Source organism: Moraxella sp. CTOTU47618 (assembly GCF_032017425.1).
GTDB classification, from domain to species: domain Bacteria; phylum Pseudomonadota; class Gammaproteobacteria; order Pseudomonadales; family Moraxellaceae; genus Faucicola; species Faucicola tetraodonis.
Window position 1 is genome coordinate 304,199 of record NZ_DALZPW010000002.1, and the last position, 22,159, is coordinate 326,357.

Genomic DNA, 22,159 nt, shown 5'->3' on the forward strand with positions numbered 1-22,159 from the left:
GCCTCATTATCCAAATAGGGACACGCCCTAGATGATTAAGTATTTTTTCAAACTGATGTAACTTAAACTCCCGCTTTTCTAGCTCAGATAAATCACTATTTTGCCTCTCATAAGCCGGGACATTCAGTGACTTTTCCCCTAAAATTTGCTACAATAAACCCTTTATTTTTCGCCAAAAAACTAAGAAAAAAATCAACGATTTTGACCATAAAATCGAGTATGTTCTGACGTTTTTGCCATGCAAAACTTATGGAGTCATCATGACTGATACATCTGCGAATGTAGCCGATCAGACACAACAATCTATTACCCAATCAAGTCATCAAGAAAATAAAGCCTATGGTTCTGACAGTATCCGCGTACTACGTGGTTTAGAAGCCGTGCGTGTACGCCCTGGTATGTACATTGGCGATACCGACGATGGCACAGGTTTGCATCATATGGTGTTTGAAGTGGTGGATAACGCCATTGATGAAGCTTTGGCGGGTCACTGTGATCAAATTGATATTATCATCCATGAAGATGAATCGGTCAGCGTCAAAGACAATGGACGCGGTATTCCTGTCGATATTCACCCAGAAGAAGGGGTGTCAGCCGCACAGGTTATCATGACAGTACTGCATGCGGGCGGTAAATTTGACGACAACAGTTATAAAGTCTCAGGTGGGTTGCACGGTGTCGGTGTCTCAGTGGTTAATGCGTTATCAAAAAAACTGGTGCTCGATATCTGGCGTGACGGTTACCACTATAGCCAAACGTATGCCGATGGTGAGCCCGTAGCGCCTATCGAGCAGCTTGAAGCCACCCAGCAAACAGGCACACAAGTGCGTTTTTATCCAAGCGATGATATTTTTACAGGCACGATTTTTGATTTTGAAATTCTCGCCAAGCGCTTACGCGAATTGTCTTTTTTAAACTCAGGTGTACGCATCGTGTTGACGGATGAGCGCGATGACAAACGCCATGAGTTCGAGCACGTTGGCGGTCTATCTGAGTTCGTTCATTACATCAATGCGGGAAAAACTGGGCTAAATGACGTGTTTCATTTTACCAGTGAAGAAAATGACGGTATCAGCGTCGAAGTAGCATTGCAATGGACAGATAGCTACAACGAAAAAGTATTATGCTTTACCAACAATATCCCGCAAAAAGATGGCGGTACCCATCTTTCTGGTTTTCGTTCGGCTTTAACACGCTGCCTAAATAGCTATATGGATAGCGAAAACTTGATGAAAAAAGAAAAAGTTGCGGTAACAGGTGACGATGCGCGTGAAGGTTTAACGGCGATTATTTCTGTCAAAGTACCTGACCCAAAATTCTCAAGCCAAACCAAGGACAAACTGGTATCAAGTGAAGTCAAACCCGCGGTTGAATCAGCCATGCACGATAAGTTTAGCGCTTACTTGCTTGAAAATCCCAATGCTGCCAAAGGGATTGCTGGTAAAATCATCGATGCCGCCCGTGCGCGAGAAGCGGCGCGTAAAGCTCGTGAAATGACCCGCCGTAAAACCACCCTTGATATCGCAGGTCTGCCAGGCAAACTTGCTGATTGCCAAGAAAAAGACCCTGCAATGTCAGAGCTGTACATTGTGGAAGGGGACTCGGCAGGTGGTTCTGCCAAACAAGGTCGTAACCGTAAGATGCAGGCGATTTTACCGCTAAAAGGTAAAATTCTAAACGTAGAACGTGCGCGTTTTGATAAGATGCTATCGTCGCAGGAAGTGGGTACCTTGATTACCGCATTAGGTACAGGCATCGGACCTGATGAGTACAATCCTGATAAATTACGCTATCACAAAATTATCATCATGACCGATGCGGACGTGGATGGTTCACATATTCGCACCTTGCTCCTGACGTTTTTTTTCCGTCAAACCCCAGAGCTATTAGAACGTGGTCATATTTATATTGCGCAGCCACCGCTGTATAAAGTGAAAAAAGGTCGCCAAGAATTGTATGTTAAAGATGATGAAGCGTTAAAGGCCTATTTATTGTCGTCAACCATTGACGATACCCAGTTGCATTTGAGTGAAGGTACGCCTGCGATAACAGGGCAAGCGCTAGAAAGCTTGCTCAATGATTATAACCAAACTCAGACCATCAAAAACCGTTTGCAAATCAAATATCCAAGCGCCGTATTGGATGCGTTGGCAATCACCAGCAAACTTAGCATGCCAATGATTGAAGATGAAGCGCAAATGCGAAATTGGCTAGAAGCGTTAGCGCAGAATCTAGCAGTGACGGCAGACGGGTTAGACCCACAAATTGAATTAGAGCCCTTTAGCAAACAAGAAGGCGATCATCAAAAAACCTATTATCTACCGCGCGTGACGATTTTTATCCATCAGTTGCCACACGCCTACTTATTAGATACCGCATTTATTGGTTCAGGTGAGTATAGCCGTTTGCATCGCTTGACCAGCCAGTGGAAAGACATGTTGTCAGATACCGCTTATATTGCTAAAGGTGATAAAAAACTGCCGATCAAAGACATGGGTTATCTATGGCAATTTATTATGAGTGATGCGCGCCGTGGTTTAGCGATTCAGCGTTACAAAGGGTTAGGAGAGATGAACGCTGATCAATTGTGGGAAACCACGATGGATCCAGAAAACCGCCATATGCTAAAAGTCACCATTGAAGATGCGATTGCTGCTGACCATTTATTCTCGTGTCTGATGGGGGATGATGTAGAGCCGCGTCGTGCCTTTATTGAGGAGAACGCGTTAACGGTGACTAACTTAGATATTTAACCCAATTTTAGAGTCGTGTTTTAATACTTTAATACAATGGAAACCACCTTATGTTGTAATAAGGTGGTTTTATTTGAGCTTGAATTTTTAAAAGAGATATCACATGATTGCCTTATTACTGCTAGCGATAGCCTTATCGATGGATGCCTTTGCTGTAGCGATTGGATTGGGTGCCAAACATCGCCAAGATACGACCAAAATTGCGGTTATGGCAGGCGTATATTTTGGCGTCTTTCAAGGTTTGATGCCTTTGATTGGTTATCTCGGTGGACGTTCAATCTTAGGATTTATCGCAAATTGGGCGCCTTGGATCGCGTGCATTATTTTGGTGGGGCTTGGTGGAAAAATGCTGTATGAAGCCTTAGCTGGTGATGATAAAGATGCGACATCACAAGACTCCACACCGCACAATATTGCTTTAGATATCGCCAATGATCCCAATGTTGTCATTACGCATAAAACCATGACTACTTTAGCGATTGCAACCAGTATTGATGCAATGGCAGCGGGATTTACCTTAAATTTAATCCCGGTCAATCCTTATGTATCCTGTGCGGTAATTGCCGTAGTAACAGGTATTTTTAGCTTTATCGGCGTATTTATGGGCAAGCAATCTGGCACGTGGCTTGAGAGTAAGGCTGAAATTTTTGGTGGGTTAGTGTTAATCGGTATTGGCATCAAAATGGTAATTTAATAAACTGGCTTTTTTGGCTTTGAATTTAATTTGTTAAATAAAAAAAGACTTTCAAATCAATGAAAGTCTTTTTTTATTGTTAAGCTTAATCCATGGATTAACGCTCAATACGATACCATGCATCACGGGCTGCTAGGCGAGCTTGGTCCCAAGTCAAACGAGAACTACCTTTGAATTGTTCCCAATCATTGCGTAAGTCATTTTCAACACTTTCAAACTCATTAGCTGTATTAAAATGATGACGGGCACGGTAACCATAATCATACGCTGAGCGATAGTCGGTATCGTAATCATAGCCTTGGCTATAGTAAGTCGTGGTATTGTAGTTATTACGCCAGTAGGTATCTTCTTCCGTATTACCTTCAAGCGTATTTGCTACGGCATTACCTGTGGCTGCACCTGCTACGGCACCAATTGCACCACCCACCACTGAACCTACGGGACCACCTACCGCACCAATCGCTGCGCCTGTAGCGGCACCGGCTGCCATACCTGTACCACTGGCAACAGGGTTAGCTTCTTTACGCTGTTCACCTGCTTCAGTTGGATTGACTGCTTCACCGACTTCATGACCTGCTGCCCCCCCAGCTACAGCGCCAATCGCGCCACCCACTAAGGTACCGACAGGACCCGCTACTGAACCAACGGCTGCACCGGCTGCGGCGCCACCTAGTGCCCCAGAACCACTGGCAACTGGGTGAGGTTTTTCGTAAGCATCTTCAGCGGTGGTAGGATTGACTGCTTCACCGACTTCATGACCTGCCGCGCTACCTGCTACCGCGCCGATAGCGCCACCCACTAAGGTACCAACAGGACCGGCTACTGAACCAACGGCTGCACCTGCTGCGGCACCACCTAATGCACCTGTACCAGTAGCAACAGGATGGCCTTTTTCTTCACCTTCTGCATAGCCATCCACCGTACGAAGACGTGGTGAATATTCCTGACCAGAAATACGCGCGTCTGTTCTATCCCAACCATCACGAATGGCTTCTTTGGCATCTTCCCATGCAAGACGTGAATTACCTTTTACTTCATGCCAGCTACGTTCAAGGTCTGATTCAACACTGTCAAACGTTGTACCGGCTGGGTATTTTGCACGATTGGCATAACCGACGGCATAAGCTGGTTGATAGTCAGTGGTATAATCATAACCATCTTTATAGTAGGTCGTTTGTGAATAGGTATCGTTCCAATAAGTATCTTCAATAGTTGGGTCAATCGCTTCACCTGCAGCGTGACCTGCAGCACCACCCGCGATAGCACCAATTGCGCCACCGATTAACATACCTAGTGGACCACCGATAGCACCAATGGCTGCACCTGCAGCCGCACCACCCATACTGCCTATTGCAGTACCGATTGGATGTGAGCCTGGTTCACCAGTGATAGGGTCGCGGTTTAAGTCTGAATTATTAATATTATCTACCATAATGGTATCCTCATTTGAAGTTTTTTCATCCAAGCCATACGAGTGTTTAGAAAAAATTTTTAATATGGCTATTATTTTTATTGTCGTAAAACGATTAAAAGTGACGTTAACTTAAAATCAATAAATTAAAATCAATTTTTTCATCAATCCGTTTTCGGTTATTACCGTTTCATAATAATAAATTTTTGTATTTGCTGTATAGTATTATGATCAGTCTTTTTCGTAGAGTTTGGTAAACCTAAAGCCTATTAGATGATGTTTGTGTAACAAAGATAATCAATTGGTGAAAGGGATACAAAAAAACGTAATTAAAGACCGTCGATTATAAAAATTTTTTAGGCAGAGTTTTTACTTAAAACAGTTATGTAGCTATTTTTCACCCTATAAAAATCAGCAAATAAAGCCGTTAATTGGTAGAATACCCATAAATTTTTGAAACCTGTTAGCATTGGTTCAATTAAGCTATTTATCCAAATTTAAAGAGGCTCGTATGTCAACATCCAACCACTCAATCAAACAAGACCGTATCTTGGTACTGGATTATGGTTCACAGTACAGTCAACTGATTGCGCGCCGCGTGCGCGAAGCAGGGGTATTCTGTGAAATGTACCCATACGATATCGACGCACAGCGCATTCACGACTTTGGTGCAAAAGGGGTTATTTTATCGGGCGGTCCAGAGAGCGTATATGCAGAAAATAGCCCAAAAATTAATGACGCCGTATTTGATATCAATGTGCCTGTACTAGGCATTTGCTATGGTATGCAGGCGATGGCAGATCGGTTTGGTGGCAAAATCGAAGCCAGTAGTCACCAAGAGTTTGGCGCTGCTATCATTGAAAAAACCGCTCAAGATAGCTTTTTTAACGGCATTGAAGATGAGCCCAACAAATTACACGTTTGGATGAGTCATGGTGATAAAGTTGTTGAGTTACCTGCAGGCTTTGAAGTGACTGCGATAACCCCAAGCTGTCCCATTGCGGCGATGGCAAATGAGAGTAAGCATTATTACGGAGTGCAGTTTCATCCAGAAGTGACCCATACTTTGCAAGGTGAAGCATTGATTAGCCGATTTGTGCACCAAATCTGTGGCTGTGCCAATGCCTGGACACCGGACAATATCGTTGAGATGCGTGTCGCGCAGTTAAAACAACAAATTGGCGATGAGCAAGTGTTGCTGGGGCTTTCGGGCGGCGTAGATAGCTCGGTGGTAGCCGCACTGCTTCACAAAGCGATTGGCGAGCAGCTAACCTGTGTGTTTGTTGATAATGGTTTGTTACGGCTCCATGAAGGCGACCAAGTGATGCAAATCTTTGCTGAAAACATGGGCGTTAAAGTCATTCGCGTGGATGCTGAGGAACGTTTTTTGACCGCATTGGCTGGCGTTAGCGATCCAGAAGCCAAACGTAAAATCATTGGCAAAACCTTCATCGATGTGTTTGCGGATACCGCACGTGAACTGTCGGGTGAGGGCAAAGGCATTCAATTCTTAGCACAAGGTACCATTTACCCCGATGTCATTGAATCTGCAAAAAGTCACCAAGGCAAAGCGCATGTAATCAAGTCGCACCACAATGTCGGTGGCTTGCCAGACGATTTGCAATTCAAACTCATTGAACCCTTACGTGATTTGTTTAAAGATGAAGTTCGTAAGCTTGGTGTGACATTAGGGCTACCTGAAAAAATGATTTATCGTCATCCTTTCCCAGGTCCAGGTCTAGGCGTGCGTATCCTGGGTGAAGTGAAAAAAGAATATGCCGATATTTTGCGTCAAGCCGATGCCATCTTTATGCAAGAGTTGGAAAAATCTGGTTGGTATGATAAAACCGCACAAGCGTTTGCCGTGTTCCAACCGGTAAAATCAGTGGGCGTGGTCGGTGATGGTCGCCGTTATGCATGGGTGATTGCGTTACGAGCGGTTGAAACCATCGACTTTATGACAGCACGTTTTGCCCATTTACCGTATGATTTGATTGAAACCGTGTCCAATCGCATCATGAATGAAATCAAAGAAGTCTCACGTGTGACCTACGATATCTCAAGTAAGCCACCAGCGACCATTGAATGGGAATAAAGCGATTAAAAAAAGCTAATAAAAAAAGGCGATTGATTATCGCCTTTTTTATGGTTTTAAACCACGACCGATAGTGTTATCGAGTATTGCTTTTACGGATCGCCAAAACAATCATTACCAATAAAATGCTAAAAAACCCCAGTGATAATTCTGGGATACTAAAGCTTAAAAACGTCCAGTCAATCACCGCACACTCGCCAGAACCTTTAAACACTTCTTTCAACACTTGGGCAATCGGTAAGGTATCCATCCAATAGTCTAACCCAGGACCACACGACGGGACTTGGTCAGGTGGCAGATGTTGAATCCATACATGGCGAATCGCCACAGCAATTGACCACAAAATGCCGAGCAGCGCGCCAAACATCAACAAAATCTTTGCCCAAGCTTGTTTTGGATTGAGCAAAAAGGCGATAAAGGCAAAAATCCCCATCACAATCAAACCCACTCGCTGAAAGATACACAGCGGACACGGGTCTAATTTTACCACCCCTTGCAAATAAAAATAGGCGAAACTCATGCCAATAATGCTGGCTAACGTCAATAGTCCTGTCAGTCCCCGATAACTTAACAAGCTGTGGGTCAATGAAGCATCACGCATAAAAAAACCATCAAACAATTTAGTGAAAAAGAATAAGCCAAACAATAGCGCTTAGAATTTTAGAAATTTAACCCTATAAAATAATCAGCGCAACGATACCTGCTAACTGGCACCTGATAACTAGCACCTACTAATTAGCGAAATTGACCTACATATGCATAAAAATCTTGTGTGTCATTCTGCTCGATATCAGCCTGCTCACGCACAGAGTCTTTGGCAAGCTGCTCGAAGTAAGTCATTTGCTCAGGGACCAATCCTTGATGTCTTAAGCGATTGGCATGCATTTGCGCCAGTGACTTACCAAACTGCCAGCTACTATCAAAGCGTTCGGTATCGGCTAATACTTGTGCTGATAGGGTATTGTCGGGATTTTGCGCTTTTGCCATCATTGATTGCCACGCGTTGCGGTAATCATTACTACCATAGGTGACATCTAAGAGTTCTGATAGCTTACGCATACCTAGCAAATGCTGTACTAGCCAGTCTTTAAATGCGACTTGCCCTGCTAGTGTATCAATCATTAAGTTTGGCTCGCGCCCTTGATTGACAATTTTTTCTTGGTTTTGAGCAAGTAGGGCATCTTCATCGGGCAATAAGTCAGGACTATCTAGCAATAGGCAGTACAATGCTAAAATTTCCATAAAACAGGCGGTATTTAAGCTGATACCGATTTCGCTATACGGATCTAAGTCAATCGCTCGGAGTTCCACATAAGCGATACCGCGCTTGGCTAAGGCATCACTGGGGTTTTCGCCAGGTTGGGTGATTTGTTTGGGTCGAATCGGGCTGTAGTACTCGTTTTCAATCTGCAAAATATGGTCATTGATTTGAATGGGGTAGCCGTTGTCGTCATCGAGTCCCAACGCGCTAAAATTAGGATGCGGCGTGTGGATGGCATTACGCAAACCAGCGACATATTCATCAAGACTGTTGTAGCGGATATCTAAATCATCTTGTACGCTATTTTGGTAACCCAGTTTGCCCATACGCAGGGAAGTGGCGTTGGGTAAATAGTAAGTTGATGCGTTCATTGGCTTTAGCGGATGCTCGCGACCTTTTAAAAAACACGCGCACACGGCAGGACTTGCACCAACCAAATACAGCACCATACCACTTAGACGCTTGAAGTTACGAATCAGACCCAAGTATTTTTCATTTTTAAATTCAGTTAATGACTGGGTATCACCTAACTGCTGTTGCCAAGCGGTGAATAAATTATCACCAAATGATAAATTATAATGCAATCCAGCAATGGTCTGCATACGGCGACCATAGCGAATACCCAAGCCGTGACGATAGAGGGTTTTTAATCTACCTGAGTTTGAGGTGCCATAGTCTGCCAGCAAAATATCTTCATCGTCCGAAATCATACAAGGCATCGACATCGACCAAAACAGCTCATCATCGGTCAAAGCATTTTGAACCACAATATGCAAATCACGCAGCATATCAAGCGCTTCTTTCACCGTGGGTTTTGGCTCAGTAATTAGCTCTAACAAGCTTTCGGCGTAGTCAGTAGTGATAAAAGGGTGAGTGAGTTTTGAGCCAAGCTTTGCCGGGTGTGGGGTAGTGGCGATATATCCCTCAGGGCTCATACGTAAGCCTTCTTTTTCGATACCCCGTAGCATGCCATGAATGTTTTCAGCGGTCAGCCAAGTAGGTAGCTGCAAAGAAGTACAAGTTTGAGGCGCTTGGGTCATAGTTATCCTAGAATTATTGTTAATTGTGTGAAATTATGCCACCAAATTTAGGCAAACACTATCAAAATATCGTGATGACGAAATTACCAATTGCGATAATCGCCAAACGTAAAAAACCCACAGTAAATACCGTGGGTATGATAAAAACTATCGTATTATTTGATTAAGCGGTAATTTTTACCTAAAACTTTTAATCAACAACAAGGCATTAAGAGAAATCTAATTCAGTCTCAAACCCTTTTAATTCATGACGCGCCATGGCTAAGTTTGATTTTTGACGATCAAGTACTAGGTATAAGAATAGGTTTTCGTTACGGACTAGCGGACGGATTAAGTGATATTGTTTACTTAATGTGATTAGGATGTCTTCGATATTATCATTAAGGTTTAAAGCTTTAGAAGCTTTACGTTTTGCACGTACTACTTCAGTGTTTCCCGCTGCTGCAACTTCAAGGTCGATACCATTACCCGTTGTGGCAAGGGCTAGACCTGATTCGCTGTCAACCAATGCAGCTGCAATAAAACCATCGATGTTATTGAGTGAGTCTAAAGATAATTTAGCCATGATAAGCTCCTTGGTATTATTAAATTAATAATAAAGATTGCTTAATTATCATTGCTTAGCTAACAAACTTAAATCATTAACACATTTAACGTTAAGTAATTAACAAGAATAAATTAATGTCAACCTATATTAGGGTACTTGATGATAACACTTAGGTGTTATTACGCTGTAGATCACACCATTATTATGGATAAAGGCTGACAACACAAATAAAATCTGATAAACGCTAAAAAAATGTAGATGATTTTGTTCAAAGGTAACAAATACAGGATAAACGCAAATTAAAAGGCTAAACTTAACAGTTATTGACTATATTTAAGCTCAAGCCTTTTAATCATTCAAATAAACTAGGTAAAAAACCACAGTAAAATTAGCCAGTAAAGCTAGATAGAAAATGACGAACCACAACCACAAGTCGTGGTGGCGTTTGGATTGTTGACGGTAAAACGCGAGCCTTCCAAGCCTTCCACATAATCAATGGTTGAGCCATGTAAATATTGGTAGCTCAAACTATCAACGACCAATGCTACGTCATCGTTGCTAAAGGTAGCATCATCATCGCCCAAGTTCTCTTCAAAATTAAAACCATACGAAAAACCCGAACAGCCACCACCCGTCACATATACGCGTAGCATCAAGTCGTTATTGCCTTCTGAATCACGTAGGCTACGCACTTTTTTGGCAGCATTATCGGTCAAGGTCATGCCATCAACCATACTATCAGTTACGGTATCGCTCATCGGAGTATTCCTTATAAAAACTTTTTTCTTATTATGGGGTGCTTGCTTTATACTATCAAGAATTTTTCCCATTTAATTTTAGTCAAATTTTTTGAGTTTTGAGCCGATTATGATAGAACTAAAAGATGCCAGTATTCGCCGTGATGGGCGGGTATTATTTAAAGATGTTAATTTGCAAATCCATCCAGGTTGGAAAATCGGGTTAACAGGCAACAATGGCACAGGTAAATCCAGTTTTTTTGCGACGCTATTGACCCAAAAGGGCGAAGGCGAATTGGCACTCGACACAGGCAGTCTATCGGTTCCAAACAGTTGGCAAATCGGTCATATGGCGCAAGAGATTGAAAGTACTGACCAATCGGCAATAGATTTTGTGCTCAGTGGCGACAAAGAATACTTTGAGCTGCAAGATAAGATTAACCATCCAGATACTTTGTCAGAAGATGAGCTTGCCCATGTGCACGCGCGCTTCGATGATATCCATGGTTATAGTACCCCTGCAAAAGCCTCCCAAACCATGACAGGACTTGGCTTTAATGTCGCTCAAGAAAGCCAACCTGTGAGTAGTTTTTCAGGGGGCTGGCGTATGCGCCTAAACCTTGCCAAAACCTTAATGAGCCGAGCGGATTTATTGTTGCTTGATGAACCGACCAACCACTTGGATTTAGATGCCATCTTGTGGCTTGAAGAATGGCTCAAAGCCTATGATGGCACGCTACTCATGATTTCGCATGACCAAGCGTTTTTGGATAATGTAGTGAGCAATATCTTGCATATTGAAAACCAACAAATGACCCTTTATACAGGCAATTACAGCACCTTTGTGCGTACCCGCAGTGAACGCCTAGCCCAGCAGCAGCAACAGTTTGAAAAACAACAAGAAACCCGTGCCCACCTTGAAGATTTTATTCGCCGTTTTAAAGCCAAAGCTTCTAAAGCCAAACAAGCGCAAGCCCGTGTCAAACAGCTGGAGCGGATGACCGAGCTAGCGCCTATCATGGCGGACAACCCGTTTCAGTTTCGGTTCAAATCCCCTGTGCAATTAACATCGCCATTATTGGTGCTAGACAATGCCAGTGTGGGTTACAACGGTGTACCACTTATCGAGAATATTCGCCTACAAATTACCCCTGACAGCCGCATCGGTCTGCTAGGGATGAATGGCGCAGGCAAATCAACGGTCATTAAAGGCTTGGTGGGTGAGTTGCCTATCTTGGCTGGGACGCGTAAAGCTGCAGATAGTTTGGTACTGGGGTATTTTAACCAACACCAAATGGATAGCCTCGATGGAGAAGCATCACCTATATTGATGCTGCAGCGTCTCGCAGGCAAAACTTCAGACGCTGATTTACGGGCGTTTTTAGGGAGTTTTGACTTTCGCGGTGAGCGCATTGATACCAAAAGCAAGTTGTTCTCTGGCGGTGAGCGGGCAAGACTCACCCTTGCGCTTATCGTATGGCAGCGTCCCAATGTTTTGGTATTAGACGAGCCGACCAATCACCTGGATTTAGAGATGCGGCAAGCGTTGAGCATGGCTCTGCAAGAGTTTGAAGGGGCGGTCATTCTGGTGTCACATGACCGAGAAATGATAGCCAATGTTTGCGATGAGCTATATTTGGTGCATGATGGTCAATGTAACATCTTTGACAATGACATCGCTTATTATAGTCAGTGGTTATCACAGACCCGTAAACAGCAAGCCAAACAAGCGAACGACAATAAAAAGCTCGAAGACAAAAAATTAGCCGACCATGAAACAGATGTTTCACGTGAAACGTCTAACTTACCCAATGCGTTATCCAAAGAAGAACAACGCAAAAAATCCGCTGAACAGCGTAAACTCACCGCGCCCATCCGTAAAAAAATCGAAAACGAGGAAAAGCAACTAGAAAAATTCATGGCACAGCTAGGTGAGGTTGAAGAAAAACTGGGTGATGCAGGTCTGTATGATGATAGCCGAAAAGCCGATTTGTTAACGTTGCTCGATGAGCAGACGGCATTAAAAAGTGACATTGAAGCAGTCGAAGAGCAGGTGATGAATTTAATGATGGCACTTGAAGAGATGGAAAATAATTTTAACTAGCCAATAAAAAAGACAGCCTAGACTGTCTTTTTTTATTTAATCAAACATTATTTTGCATCAGCAAAGTATTTTTGTAAATCATCATTACCACCGATGTGTTTGCCACCGATAAACACCTGTGGGGTAGTTTCACGACCAGTAATGGCTCGCACTGAGGTAATAGTAGCGTCTTTACCAAGTACAATTTCTTCAAACTTGAAGCCTTTTTGGGTTAACGTTTCTTTGGCTTTGGCACAATGTGGGCAACCAGGCTTGGTAAAAATTGAGACAGAGGGTTTGTCTTGCCAGTTTGGGTCAATGTATTTAATCATGGTATCAGCATCTGATACTTCGTATGGGTCATCACTACCGCTGTCTTGGGGTTCATCAAAGATTTTGACGATTTTACCATCATCGACCAGCATCGAATAACGCCATGAACGTTTGCCAAACCCAATCGCTGAGTCATCAATTAAGCGTCCCATCGCTTCCGTAAACTCGCCGTTCCCATCTGGAATCACGGTCACATTACTACAGTCTTGGTCTTTTGCCCAAGCATTCATAACAAAAGTATCGTTGACCGAGACACACACGATGTCATCAACGCCTAGTTTAGCAAATTCAGTTGCCAATTCATTGTAACGCGGTAAATGCAGTGACGAACACGTTGGTGTAAATGCCCCTGGTAAGGCGAATAATACTACTTTTTTGCCCTTAAATAATTCATCCGTACTAACATCTACCCATTTGCCTTGCTATTGGGTATGAAAAGTCACACTTGGCACTTGTCTGCCAATCATATCGCTAAACGCCATGTCCTACTCCTTATTATCATAAATTGTTATACTACATTTTTTAGTAAATGACCTATTTGTTTAATCATTATACAAACAAATAAGGTAAAAAACTGTAATCAGCGTTATTAAAAAGTTAATTATTTTAATAAGTATTTTAAATCATTTACTGTTTTATGATTTATTTTATATGATTAACTGTGGTGATAACAGTCCGTCAATTGTTAAAAATTGACAAAATCAGTTATGATAGGGCAGATTTTTTAGATTTTATTCAACAAATTTGATAAGGAAAACCTCATGCCATCATTTGACGTGGTTTCAGAATTACAGTTATTTGAAGTTAAACATGCCGTACAAAATACCGAGAAAGAAATCGCCACCCGTTTTGACTTTAAAGGCAGTGATATTAAAGTCGAACTCAATGAGAAAGACAAAAAAATCACCATCACCGCAGACAATGAGTTGCAGATGGAAAACGTGTATGCCATGCTTGAGAAAAACATGATAAAACGTGGGGTGGATTTGCAGTCGCTCGACCCACAGGATAATCAAGGTTCGGGCAAACAAATGAAAAAGGTAGTCAATCTCAAAGATGGACTTGATGGCGATACCGCCAAAAAAATCAGTAAGGCATTAAAAGAGTCGGACTTGAAAGTATCGGCAGCGATTCAAGGCGATAAAGTACGGGTCAATGATAAGAAAAAAGACACGCTACAGCAAGCGATGGCACTGTTAAAAGAAAAACAGTTTGGTGTACCGCTGCAATTTAATAATTTTAAAGACTAATGCAAAAATTAGCACGCAAAAATTAGCATAAAAAAAGCCCTTGTCTCAAACAGGGCTTTTATTTTTACGGGTTAATATCAAAGACTTTCTTTTGTACTTGGCAATCTATCGAGTGCGCGTTCATCATATTCCACCGCCATACGCAGCGCACGAGCAAAGGCTTTAAACGTACTTTCAATTTGGTGATGGCTGTTTTTGCCTTTCAAGTTATCCAAATGAATAGTTATCATGGCATGATTGACAAAACCATAGAAAAACTCACTGAATAAATCCACATCAAACCCACCAATCATCGCACGGGTAAATGGGATATCCATGTGCAGTCCAGGGCGACCTGAAATATCCACTACCGCACGGGAGAGGCTTTCATCGAGCGGCGCATAAAAATGTCCATAACGCACGATGCCTTTTTTATCACCAATCGCTTGTTTGAAGGCTTGACCTAGCGTGATACCGACATCTTCGACGCTATGATGGTCGTCAATGTGGGTGTCGCCGTTACAGGTAATATCCATGTCAATTAAGCCATGACGTTTGATTTGGTCAAGCATATGGTCAAGAAATGGCACACCCGTGTCAATGCTGCCTTGACCGGTACCGTCAAGGTTGATAGACACGGTGATTTGGGTTTCGGCAGTATTTCGTGTTACGGTGGCGATACGCGATGGGCGAGTGGTCATGGTTTTCCCTTACAGTTAAAAATCACAATCTTTTATGTTCAGCATCTTTTTCACGTTGTTTGACAACTTTACGCACCTTATCACGTGCACGGTCTTGTTTGAGCTTGGATAAATAATCCACAAAAATTTTACCATTTAAGTGGTCAATTTCATGTTGGATACATACGGCAAGTAGGCCTTGTGCTTCTTCAACAAACGGGTTGCCCTGCGCGTCGACAGCCTCAATTCTGACATGTTTGGGTCTATCGACTTTGTCATAATACTCGGGCACAGACAAACACCCTTCTTCGTAGCTATATAATTCATCGGCTAACGGGGTCACAATGGGATTGATAAACACCCGAGGCTGGCTGCCATCTTCAGATAAGTCCATCACTACCAATTGAATGTGCTCATCCACTTGTGTCGCCGCAAGGCCAATACCCTTGGCGGCATACATGGTTTCGAACATATCATCAATCAAGGTTTTTAGGTCATCATCAAAGTGGGTAACAGGCTTGGCAAGGGTACGAAGCCTCGGGTCTGGGTAGTTTAAAATAGTACGTAAGGCCATAATGGGTCAACTTTTAATTTGGTTAATCTGGCAAAAATTCTCTAAAAAAATTGGCATAGGGTAACGCAAACGCTAAAGTTTGGCTACTATAACCTATATATAGGTGCAATCCAATCGCTTCACAATAGCAAATAATCAATGATAATTATTGAGTGATTAAAATCTACCAAAAACCAATTATTTAAAAAAACTATTTAAAGAGAATTAAAGAGAAAATTTATGAAGCCCCAATTATTTTATGCTATGCTAACCAAAATTTACATAGTGCAAATTATTGGTGATTTTGCGACACATAACACAACATTCGGCTATGATTTTTTATAAGTGATGGTAAAGCGTATGCCATTTTAAAGCGTTAAGCCGTTAACCTTGAGTATTGGGCTATGACAAACTATAACACCACGACAATGAAAAAATTATCCTTCGCTTTGTTGGCAACCCTTGGTATGACAGTGAGTTCGCTAGCCGCTGCTAATAATCCGCCACCTCGTATCAAAGCCGATGCGCCCAACCGTTATGTGGTGAAAAAAGGTGATACGCTTTGGGATATCTCCGGTAAATTCTTAGAAAGTCCGTGGCGCTGGAAAGAAATTTGGGCGACCAATAAGCAGATTCGTAATCCGCATCTGATTTATCCAAAAGATGTGATTATCTTATGTGTGATTAAAGGGCAAAAATTGGTCGGTGTAGACACGGGGGAAGGCTGTGCAGGCATTGAAAAAGCCATGAGCGCGCCAACCACTACGACCACGGTGGTGAGTGCCGCAGGTAGTATCCCTGCGATTCCTTTGACTGCCATTGAAACATGGCTTGAACGCAATATCATCGTATCGCCTGATGACTTTAAAACTACCCCCTATGTGCTGGCTTCAAAAGATAAAAACATTATCACAGGTGTCGGTAACAAAATATATGCTAAAGGCGTGCCACTCATTGTGGGACAACGCTATGGCGTGTATCGTGAGGGCGAACCGTATGTTGACCCAACCACCCGTAAAGTCATCGGTCTTGAAGTCACCCAAGTTGCCGCAGGTATCGTCACTAGCGTAGCATCAAACGGTGTTTCTAGTATCGAGCTTAAAAAATCGTATGGTCAAGAAGTGCGCGAAGGGGACCGTGTGTTTGTCGAAGTCGGTCAATACTTGCCACCCGCGTTTTATCCAAAACCTGCCAGCGTTACCCGTGGCGGTCGCGTGATTCGTATTTTAAATTCCATTAGTAGTGCGGGTCGAGATGGGGTGATTGCCATTAATTTGGGTACTAGCCAAGGCGCTCAGCCAGGCGATGTGCTAACGGTTTATCAAAAAGGCGCTTTAGTCTTGGACGACTATGCATCCGTGAAAGGTGGGGCAGTAAGGTTGCCAAGTGAGCAAATCGGTCATGTGATGGTATTTAAAGCATTTAACGATATTAGCTACGCTTATGTACTCGATGCAGAATCACCGATTCATGAGCAAGATTTTTTATTGCCTGCGGTCGGCAACTAACGATTTCGCTTACCTTTGCTTGCCCTTGCTTATGCTTGCTTGGCTTGCTTGCTTGCTTGGCTTGGTAAGCGATTGTTCAAAAGCCAGTCACCTTGACTGGCTTTGCTGTCTTTAAAGTTTTTATGGTGAGAAAAATTTATAATAGCAAACATTCATAAGCCCTATACATGCCTAAGGAATATACGTGATGCAGGATTATCAGCCTAACTTAAACCCGGCGCAGCAGGCTGCCTTATTATTATGGCATTTAGTGAACTTATCGGTGCCTGTTTATAACAAGCTTGTAGCGCGTTTTGGTAGCGCTGAACAAGCGATTCAAGCTAAGCTGGCAGACTGGCAAGCGCTGGGCTTGCATGATAATCACCACAAACGTTTTGCTGAGTTTATCAGCGCCAGTCGAACCAGCCAGTTTTTGCATGATACGCTATTAGAACTATCACAAGGGCAGTATGGGGTTGTGTTTCATAATGACCCTTTATATCCGACTCAATTAAAAAACATCTATGACCCACCTCCTTTGCTATTGTATCAAGGCAATTTATCTGCATTAAGCCAACCACAATTGGCGATTGTTGGTAGCCGCAAACCAAGTCCACATGCTGAAAAAATCGCCTTTGATATGGCGCAATATTTGGCGCACGAAGGCTTATGGATTACCAGTGGCATGGCAGAAGGCATTGACAAACAAGCGCATTTAGGTGCGTTAAGTCTACAAATGACTGGCACACAAGGTGGTACTATTGCGGTACTGGGCAATGGTATTAAACATTGTTACCCAAAAAATCATGCCAGCCTTAAAGCCCATATTATTGCGTCAGGTGGCTGCGTCATTAGTGAATTATTGCCTGATATGCCGAGCAATCGCTACCATTTTCCAAGGCGCAATCGTCTCGTCGCTGGGCTAGGTTTAGCAACTTTGGTTGTAGAAGCTGCTGCAAAAAGCGGCTCGCTCATCACTGCCAGAGAAGCCAACGAGCAAGGCAAACAAGTTTTTGCTATTCCTAGTCATATTGACAACCTCAACGCCAAAGGTTGCCACCAATTGATTCGTGAGGGTGCGACCTTGGTCGATCATCCATCGCAAATTTTGGAAGATTTATCAATTTTTAAATCGCCGCTTGTCAAAGCCAATGAGGTTGAAACAGCGCCGATAGTTGTACAGGCAGTCATCAGTAGCCCTCAATTACCGTCCGAATCAGCTTCAAACACCCAGCCGCTCCAAGCGCCATTGGCGATGGATGTGGCGCCAAATTTGCAGACCCTACTTAATCAGCTCGATTGGGTCGGGCAAGATTTAGACAGCTTGGTCGATAAGACCCGCACCGATATTGCGACACTTATGGGCTGGCTGATTGAGCTTGAACTCATGGGACTGGTGATGCAGCGCGGCGGTCTATACATGCGCTGCCGCCCTTAATTTTGATAAGCGATGAGCAACAAAACTACAAAATAATCGAGGTATATAATGCAATTTAATGACACTCAGCTCGATGCAGTTCAGCAATTTTTACAAGCCGGCAATCTACTTGCTTATCCAACCGAAGCGGTGTGGGGAATCGGCTGTGATCCATTTAACGAAACCGCAGTGAAACAGATTTTAGCGATTAAACAACGTCCAATCGAAAAAGGTATGATTGTTATCACAGGCGATATCGCCCATATTCAGCCATTCTTACAGCCGTTACCACACCAAGTAGTTAACACCATTGCGGCAAGTTGGCAATCCACAGATGCACAAGCCACGACTTGGTTGTTACCGATTCCTGCATCATTGCAAGGAAAAATCCCCGAGTGGGTCACAGGTGGGCGAGATAGCTTAGCCATACGGGTGATTAGCCATCCGATGATTGCCGAACTATGTAATCACATTGCCCACGCAGACAACCATAACCCGTTTGGATTTTTGGTATCCACGAGTTGTAACCTATCGGGTTTGACACCTGCTACTGATTTCGCAGCTGCTTATCATTATTTTGGTGATGCCATCGGTTATTTACTCGGCGACACCCTTGGATTTGTTCGACCTAGCCAGATTTTTGATGCACTAACCCAACAACAAGTACGCGCTTAATACCTTGTTTTTGGCAATTTTTATCTTCTCATGTCATAAATACGCAAATTTAGTGTGGATTTCATAGAAAAAACGCCATTTTAACCCGCAAATAATGCTATTCACTCTTGAAATCAAAGGGATTCACCATTATCAAAGCCGATAACTTTAACCGTTTTAACGTGTAACTGTTATCTTGGTGACGGTTACTTTGATAATAGGAGTGATGATTGATGAATTCAGCTGATAATAACCAAAATACGCAACCGCATAACCAAACTGACGCGGTCTCAACAGAGTTAAAAGATGCCATGGAACAGTTTGAGCCAAGTAACGAGCAAAAAACCATTCCTAGCGACATCAATTTGAGCACCTACGAGCAGCGTATAGCCGAGCTTGAAGGTCAAGTCAAAGAAGCCAAAGAAGCCCATGCCCGTGCCAATGCTGAAGCCTACAATGCGCGCAACCGCATGGAGCAAGAAACCGAAAAAACCAAAAAATTTGCTTTAGAAAAATTTGCTAAAGACCTATTAGACACTGTCGATAACCTTGAACGTGCGATTGAAAATAGCCAATCCGACAATGATCCTGTGCTTGAAGGCGTCAAACTTACCCACAAATCGCTGATTGCGGTGCTAGAAAGATACGGCGTTAAAGTGGTTAATCCCCAAGGCGAAACATTTAATGCCGACCTGCATGAAGCTGTGGGTATCGACCCAGAGGCGAGCGCCAACCAAGTAGGTCAAGTACTACAAAAAGGTTATACGCTACATGAGCGTTTATTGCGTCCAGCCATGGTTCGCGTAGGTAGCTAGTAAGCAAGAAGTAAATAACGGATTGACCGATTGGTAACAAGTGTAGCAAAAAACTTTTGCTAACTGCTTGAAAAAAACCATCGTTAAACCGATATAAAAATACAAGACAACGTGGTGCTCATCACCACTTACCATCAAAATAAAAATTGGAGAATTTAATTATGGCTAAAATTATTGGTATTGACTTAGGTACAACCAATTCATGTGTTGCAGTGATGGAAGGTGACAAAGTTAAAGTCATCGACAATGCTGAAGGCGCACGTACCACCCCATCAATCGTTGCTTATAAAGATGACGGCGAAATCTTAGTGGGTCAATCAGCCAAACGCCAAGCGGTAACCAACCCACAAAATACCTTATTTGCTATCAAGCGTTTAATTGGTCGCAAGTTTGAAGACAAAGTCGTGCAAAAAGACATCGGCATGGTGCCATATAAAATTGTCAAAGCTGACAATGGCGACGCTTGGGTTGACATTAACGGTAAAAAATTAGCACCACCTCAAATCTCTGCTGAAGTTTTGAAAAAAATGAAAAAAACTGCAGAAGATTATTTGGGTGAAAACGTCACTGAAGCGGTAGTAACGGTGCCTGCTTACTTTAATGACAGCCAACGTCAAGCCACTAAAGACGCAGGTAAAATCGCAGGTCTTGATGTCAAACGTATCATCAATGAACCTACAGCGGCAGCTTTAGCTTATGGTATGGACAAAAAAGGCGGTGCAGACCGTAAGATTGCGGTTTATGACTTAGGTGGTGGTACTTTCGATATTTCAATCATCGAAATCGCGGACGTTGATGGCGAGCAGCAATTTGAAGTGCTGTCAACTAATGGTGACACTTTCTTAGGCGGTGAAGACTTTGACTTGACCTTGATCGACTACTTGGTTGAAGAATTCAAAAAAGAAAACAGTGTGAACCTAAAAGGTGACCCACTGGCAATGCAGCGCCTAAAAGAAGCGGCAGAGAAAGCGAAAATCGAACTTTCAAGCTCACAAAGCACCGATATTAACTTACCGTACATCACTGCCGATGCCACAGGTCCAAAACACTTAGTGGTAAACGTAACCCGTGCCAAGTTAGAAAGTTTAACTGAAGCGCTTGTCAACCGTACCATTGAGCCTTGTAAAATCGCACTGAGCGACGCGGGCTTAAAAGCGTCTGATATTGATGACGTTATCCTGGTAGGTGGTCAAAGCCGTATGCCACTGGTGCAACAGCGTGTTCAAGAATTCTTTGGTAAAGAACCACGTAAAGATGTGAATCCTGACGAAGCCGTAGCGATGGGTGCAGCGATTCAAGGTGCGGTACTGTCTGGTGACAAAACTGACGTACTACTGCTTGACGTAACACCGTTAACCCTAGGCATCGAAACCATGGGCGGTGTGTTGACGCCAATCATCGAGAAAAACACCATGATTCCAACCAAGAAATCACAAGTGTTCTCTACAGCGGATGACAACCAACCAGCAGTAACTATTCAGGTCTACCAAGGTGAGCGTAAAATTGCCGCCCAAAACAAATTGCTTGGACGTTTCGATTTGACCGATATTCCACCCGCACCGCGTGGCGTACCGCAAATTGAAGTTACCTTTGACATCAACGCTGATGGTATCATGAATATCTCGGCTAAAGACAAAGGTACGGGTAAAGCACAAAGTATCCAAATTAAAGCCGATTCAGGTCTATCAGATGCTGAAATTGAGCAGATGATTCGTGATGCTGAAGCCAATGCCGCCGAAGATGCCAAATTTGCTGAACTTGCGCAAGTACGTAACGAAGCAGACGGTCGTATTCATGGCGTGCAAAAAGCTATGAAAGATGCGGCTGACAAAATAACCGATAGCGACAAAACTGCAGTAGAAGACGCTATCAAAGCGCTAGAATTGGCTGTCAAAGAAGATAATCTAGATGATATCAAGTCAAAACTTGAAGCCCTAGACAATGCCTTCTTACCTGTTAGTCAAAAAATCTATGCTGACACAGGCGCTACGGCAGAAGCGGGCGATGCACAACCTCAACAAACCAAGCAAGATGATGGGGTCGTTGATGCAGAATTCACCGAAGTAAAAGATGACAATAAATAATCAGTTCACCGATTAAAGCATCGATAAAAATACCGCCGCAAGGCGGTATTTTTTATTTTATTTGAAAATTTTTAAAAAAGGTGTTGACACCCATCCAGATTCACGTATAATACGCCACCACTGAGCGACGAAGAGTTTACAAATAAGTAAAACAAGTTACGAAGCTTAGAAAGAATTAAAATAAAGCTTGACAGAGTAAAACAAAACGTATTACAATATCAAGCTCACCAGATGATAGACGATATCTTTGGTACACTAAATAACAACAAACACAAGAACAACTTGT

General features: G+C 43.0%; 19 protein-coding genes and 3 pseudogenes. 11 read left to right on the forward strand and 11 right to left on the reverse strand.

The genetic code is table 11. The features are described 5' to 3' along the window. Positions 1-260 precede the first annotated feature (260 nt). The gene (gene gyrB, locus RTS09_RS03575; RefSeq protein WP_312534349.1) at positions 261-2,753 is read left to right on the forward strand and encodes a DNA topoisomerase (ATP-hydrolyzing) subunit B; all 2,493 of its coding nucleotides are present in this window, start codon (positions 261-263) and stop codon (positions 2,751-2,753) included. Positions 2,754-2,856: 103 nt separating this feature from the next. Then, positions 2,857-3,447, forward strand: coding sequence for a manganese efflux pump MntP (locus tag RTS09_RS03580; protein ID WP_076776928.1), 591 nt, complete (start codon positions 2,857-2,859; stop codon positions 3,445-3,447). Positions 3,448-3,985: 538 nt separating this feature from the next. On the opposite strand, the pseudogene RTS09_RS10540 reads toward RTS09_RS03580, so the two are convergent. Together RTS09_RS10540 and RTS09_RS10545 are read right to left on the reverse strand one after the other, a co-directional pair. Continuing rightward, a pseudogene (locus tag RTS09_RS10540) lies at positions 3,986-4,348 on the reverse strand (glycine zipper domain-containing protein); the annotation flags it as partial. Between the two features lie 66 nt (positions 4,349-4,414). Further along, positions 4,415-4,879: pseudogene (locus RTS09_RS10545) on the reverse strand (hypothetical protein); the annotation flags it as partial. Between the two features lie 490 nt (positions 4,880-5,369). On the opposite strand from RTS09_RS10545, the gene guaA reads away from it, so the two are divergent. After that, positions 5,370-6,953 (forward strand): glutamine-hydrolyzing GMP synthase, encoded by a 1,584-nt coding sequence (gene guaA / locus RTS09_RS03595; RefSeq protein ID WP_312534352.1) that lies wholly within the window; start codon positions 5,370-5,372, stop codon positions 6,951-6,953. A 76-nt stretch (positions 6,954-7,029) separates the two neighbouring features. Here the strand turns inward: guaA and RTS09_RS03600 are convergent, their stop codons facing one another. Together RTS09_RS03600 and gshA are read right to left on the reverse strand one after the other, a co-directional pair. Beyond that, entirely contained in the window at positions 7,030-7,554 is a 525-nt protein-coding gene (locus RTS09_RS03600; RefSeq protein ID WP_007117439.1) for a disulfide bond formation protein B, read from the reverse strand. 134 nt (positions 7,555-7,688) lie between these two features. Then, positions 7,689-9,254, reverse strand: coding sequence for a glutamate--cysteine ligase (gshA, locus tag RTS09_RS03605; protein ID WP_007117438.1), 1,566 nt, complete (start codon positions 9,252-9,254; stop codon positions 7,689-7,691). A gap of 35 nt (positions 9,255-9,289) precedes the next feature. On the opposite strand from gshA, the gene RTS09_RS03610 reads away from it, so the two are divergent. After that, positions 9,290-9,421, forward strand: coding sequence for a hypothetical protein (locus RTS09_RS03610; protein WP_312534354.1), 132 nt, complete (start codon positions 9,290-9,292; stop codon positions 9,419-9,421). Between the two features lie 41 nt (positions 9,422-9,462). On the opposite strand, the gene RTS09_RS03615 is transcribed toward RTS09_RS03610, so the two are convergent. Further along, on the reverse strand, positions 9,463-9,819 hold the full coding sequence (locus RTS09_RS03615; protein WP_050326054.1) for a roadblock/LC7 domain-containing protein: 357 nt from the start codon (positions 9,817-9,819) through the stop codon (positions 9,463-9,465). Between the two features lie 383 nt (positions 9,820-10,202). Continuing rightward, positions 10,203-10,535: an iron-sulfur cluster insertion protein ErpA gene (gene erpA / locus RTS09_RS03620; protein ID WP_050326059.1), complete on the reverse strand. Its 333-nt coding sequence runs from the start codon at positions 10,533-10,535 to the stop codon at positions 10,203-10,205. 133 nt (positions 10,536-10,668) lie between these two features. On the opposite strand from erpA, the gene RTS09_RS03625 reads away from it, so the two are divergent. Beyond that, a complete protein-coding gene (locus tag RTS09_RS03625) occupies positions 10,669-12,642 on the forward strand; it encodes an ATP-binding cassette domain-containing protein (protein ID WP_312534355.1) in 1,974 nt (657 codons plus the stop codon). Between the two features lie 47 nt (positions 12,643-12,689). Here RTS09_RS03625 and RTS09_RS03630 read toward each other — a convergent pair whose 3' ends face one another. Both RTS09_RS03630 and RTS09_RS03635 read right to left on the reverse strand, forming a co-directional pair. Next, the gene (locus RTS09_RS03630) at positions 12,690-12,953 is read right to left on the reverse strand and encodes a glutaredoxin domain-containing protein (protein WP_312534400.1); all 264 of its coding nucleotides are present in this window, start codon (positions 12,951-12,953) and stop codon (positions 12,690-12,692) included. A 6-nt stretch (positions 12,954-12,959) separates the two neighbouring features. After that, positions 12,960-13,352: pseudogene (locus tag RTS09_RS03635) on the reverse strand (redoxin family protein); the annotation flags it as partial. Between the two features lie 363 nt (positions 13,353-13,715). Between RTS09_RS03635 and RTS09_RS03640 the strand changes: the two are divergent. Continuing rightward, positions 13,716-14,204, forward strand: a complete 489-nt coding sequence (locus RTS09_RS03640) for a YajQ family cyclic di-GMP-binding protein (RefSeq protein ID WP_050326051.1) — start codon at positions 13,716-13,718, stop codon at positions 14,202-14,204. 77 nt (positions 14,205-14,281) lie between these two features. Here the strand turns inward: RTS09_RS03640 and hisB are convergent, their stop codons facing one another. Then, complete coding sequence (gene hisB, locus RTS09_RS03645) at positions 14,282-14,884, reverse strand: imidazoleglycerol-phosphate dehydratase HisB (RefSeq protein WP_007117432.1); 603 nt, start codon at positions 14,882-14,884, stop codon at positions 14,282-14,284. A 22-nt stretch (positions 14,885-14,906) separates the two neighbouring features. Then, positions 14,907-15,437 (reverse strand): peptide deformylase, encoded by a 531-nt coding sequence (gene def / locus RTS09_RS03650; RefSeq protein ID WP_050326050.1) that lies wholly within the window; start codon positions 15,435-15,437, stop codon positions 14,907-14,909. A gap of 383 nt (positions 15,438-15,820) precedes the next feature. On the opposite strand from def, the gene RTS09_RS03655 reads away from it, so the two are divergent. Continuing rightward, positions 15,821-16,924, forward strand: a complete 1,104-nt coding sequence (locus tag RTS09_RS03655; protein WP_138017821.1) for a LysM peptidoglycan-binding domain-containing protein — start codon at positions 15,821-15,823, stop codon at positions 16,922-16,924. Positions 16,925-16,953: 29 nt separating this feature from the next. Here the strand turns inward: RTS09_RS03655 and RTS09_RS03660 are convergent, their stop codons facing one another. Next, a complete protein-coding gene (locus tag RTS09_RS03660; RefSeq protein ID WP_282850274.1) occupies positions 16,954-17,076 on the reverse strand; it encodes a hypothetical protein in 123 nt (40 codons plus the stop codon). A 35-nt stretch (positions 17,077-17,111) separates the two neighbouring features. Here RTS09_RS03660 and dprA point away from each other — a divergent pair, with 35 nt between their 5' ends. The 4 genes from dprA to dnaK all read left to right on the forward strand — a co-directional run bounded on the left by dprA (position 17,112) and on the right by dnaK (position 21,873). Then, positions 17,112-18,341 (forward strand): DNA-processing protein DprA, encoded by a 1,230-nt coding sequence (gene dprA, locus RTS09_RS03665; protein WP_312534361.1) that lies wholly within the window; start codon positions 17,112-17,114, stop codon positions 18,339-18,341. 48 nt (positions 18,342-18,389) lie between these two features. Next, positions 18,390-18,995, forward strand: coding sequence for an L-threonylcarbamoyladenylate synthase (locus RTS09_RS03670; protein ID WP_312534362.1), 606 nt, complete (start codon positions 18,390-18,392; stop codon positions 18,993-18,995). Between the two features lie 212 nt (positions 18,996-19,207). Continuing rightward, positions 19,208-19,789, forward strand: a complete 582-nt coding sequence (grpE, locus tag RTS09_RS03675) for a nucleotide exchange factor GrpE (protein ID WP_144918615.1) — start codon at positions 19,208-19,210, stop codon at positions 19,787-19,789. Between the two features lie 161 nt (positions 19,790-19,950). Then, complete coding sequence (dnaK, locus tag RTS09_RS03680) at positions 19,951-21,873, forward strand: molecular chaperone DnaK (RefSeq protein WP_312534367.1); 1,923 nt, start codon at positions 19,951-19,953, stop codon at positions 21,871-21,873. The last annotated feature ends 286 nt before the right edge of the window (positions 21,874-22,159 follow it).

Coding starts and splice junctions, on each gene's coding strand:
- gyrB (WP_312534349.1), top strand. CDS start 261: ATGACTGATACATCTGCGAATGTAGCCGATCAGACACAACAATCTATT.
- RTS09_RS03580 (WP_076776928.1), top strand. CDS start 2,857: ATGATTGCCTTATTACTGCTAGCGATAGCCTTATCGATGGATGCCTTT.
- guaA (WP_312534352.1), top strand. CDS start 5,370: ATGTCAACATCCAACCACTCAATCAAACAAGACCGTATCTTGGTACTG.
- RTS09_RS03600 (WP_007117439.1), bottom strand. CDS start 7,554: ATGCGTGATGCTTCATTGACCCACAGCTTGTTAAGTTATCGGGGACTG.
- gshA (WP_007117438.1), bottom strand. CDS start 9,254: ATGACCCAAGCGCCTCAAACTTGTACTTCTTTGCAGCTACCTACTTGG.
- RTS09_RS03610 (WP_312534354.1), top strand. CDS start 9,290: ATGCCACCAAATTTAGGCAAACACTATCAAAATATCGTGATGACGAAA.
- RTS09_RS03615 (WP_050326054.1), bottom strand. CDS start 9,819: ATGGCTAAATTATCTTTAGACTCACTCAATAACATCGATGGTTTTATT.
- erpA (WP_050326059.1), bottom strand. CDS start 10,535: ATGGTTGATGGCATGACCTTGACCGATAATGCTGCCAAAAAAGTGCGT.
- RTS09_RS03625 (WP_312534355.1), top strand. CDS start 10,669: ATGATAGAACTAAAAGATGCCAGTATTCGCCGTGATGGGCGGGTATTA.
- RTS09_RS03630 (WP_312534400.1), bottom strand. CDS start 12,953: ATGATTAAATACATTGACCCAAACTGGCAAGACAAACCCTCTGTCTCA.
- RTS09_RS03640 (WP_050326051.1), top strand. CDS start 13,716: ATGCCATCATTTGACGTGGTTTCAGAATTACAGTTATTTGAAGTTAAA.
- hisB (WP_007117432.1), bottom strand. CDS start 14,884: ATGACCACTCGCCCATCGCGTATCGCCACCGTAACACGAAATACTGCC.
- def (WP_050326050.1), bottom strand. CDS start 15,437: ATGGCCTTACGTACTATTTTAAACTACCCAGACCCGAGGCTTCGTACC.
- RTS09_RS03655 (WP_138017821.1), top strand. CDS start 15,821: ATGACAAACTATAACACCACGACAATGAAAAAATTATCCTTCGCTTTG.
- RTS09_RS03660 (WP_282850274.1), bottom strand. CDS start 17,076: ATGTTTGCTATTATAAATTTTTCTCACCATAAAAACTTTAAAGACAGC.
- dprA (WP_312534361.1), top strand. CDS start 17,112: ATGCAGGATTATCAGCCTAACTTAAACCCGGCGCAGCAGGCTGCCTTA.
- RTS09_RS03670 (WP_312534362.1), top strand. CDS start 18,390: ATGCAATTTAATGACACTCAGCTCGATGCAGTTCAGCAATTTTTACAA.
- grpE (WP_144918615.1), top strand. CDS start 19,208: ATGAATTCAGCTGATAATAACCAAAATACGCAACCGCATAACCAAACT.
- dnaK (WP_312534367.1), top strand. CDS start 19,951: ATGGCTAAAATTATTGGTATTGACTTAGGTACAACCAATTCATGTGTT.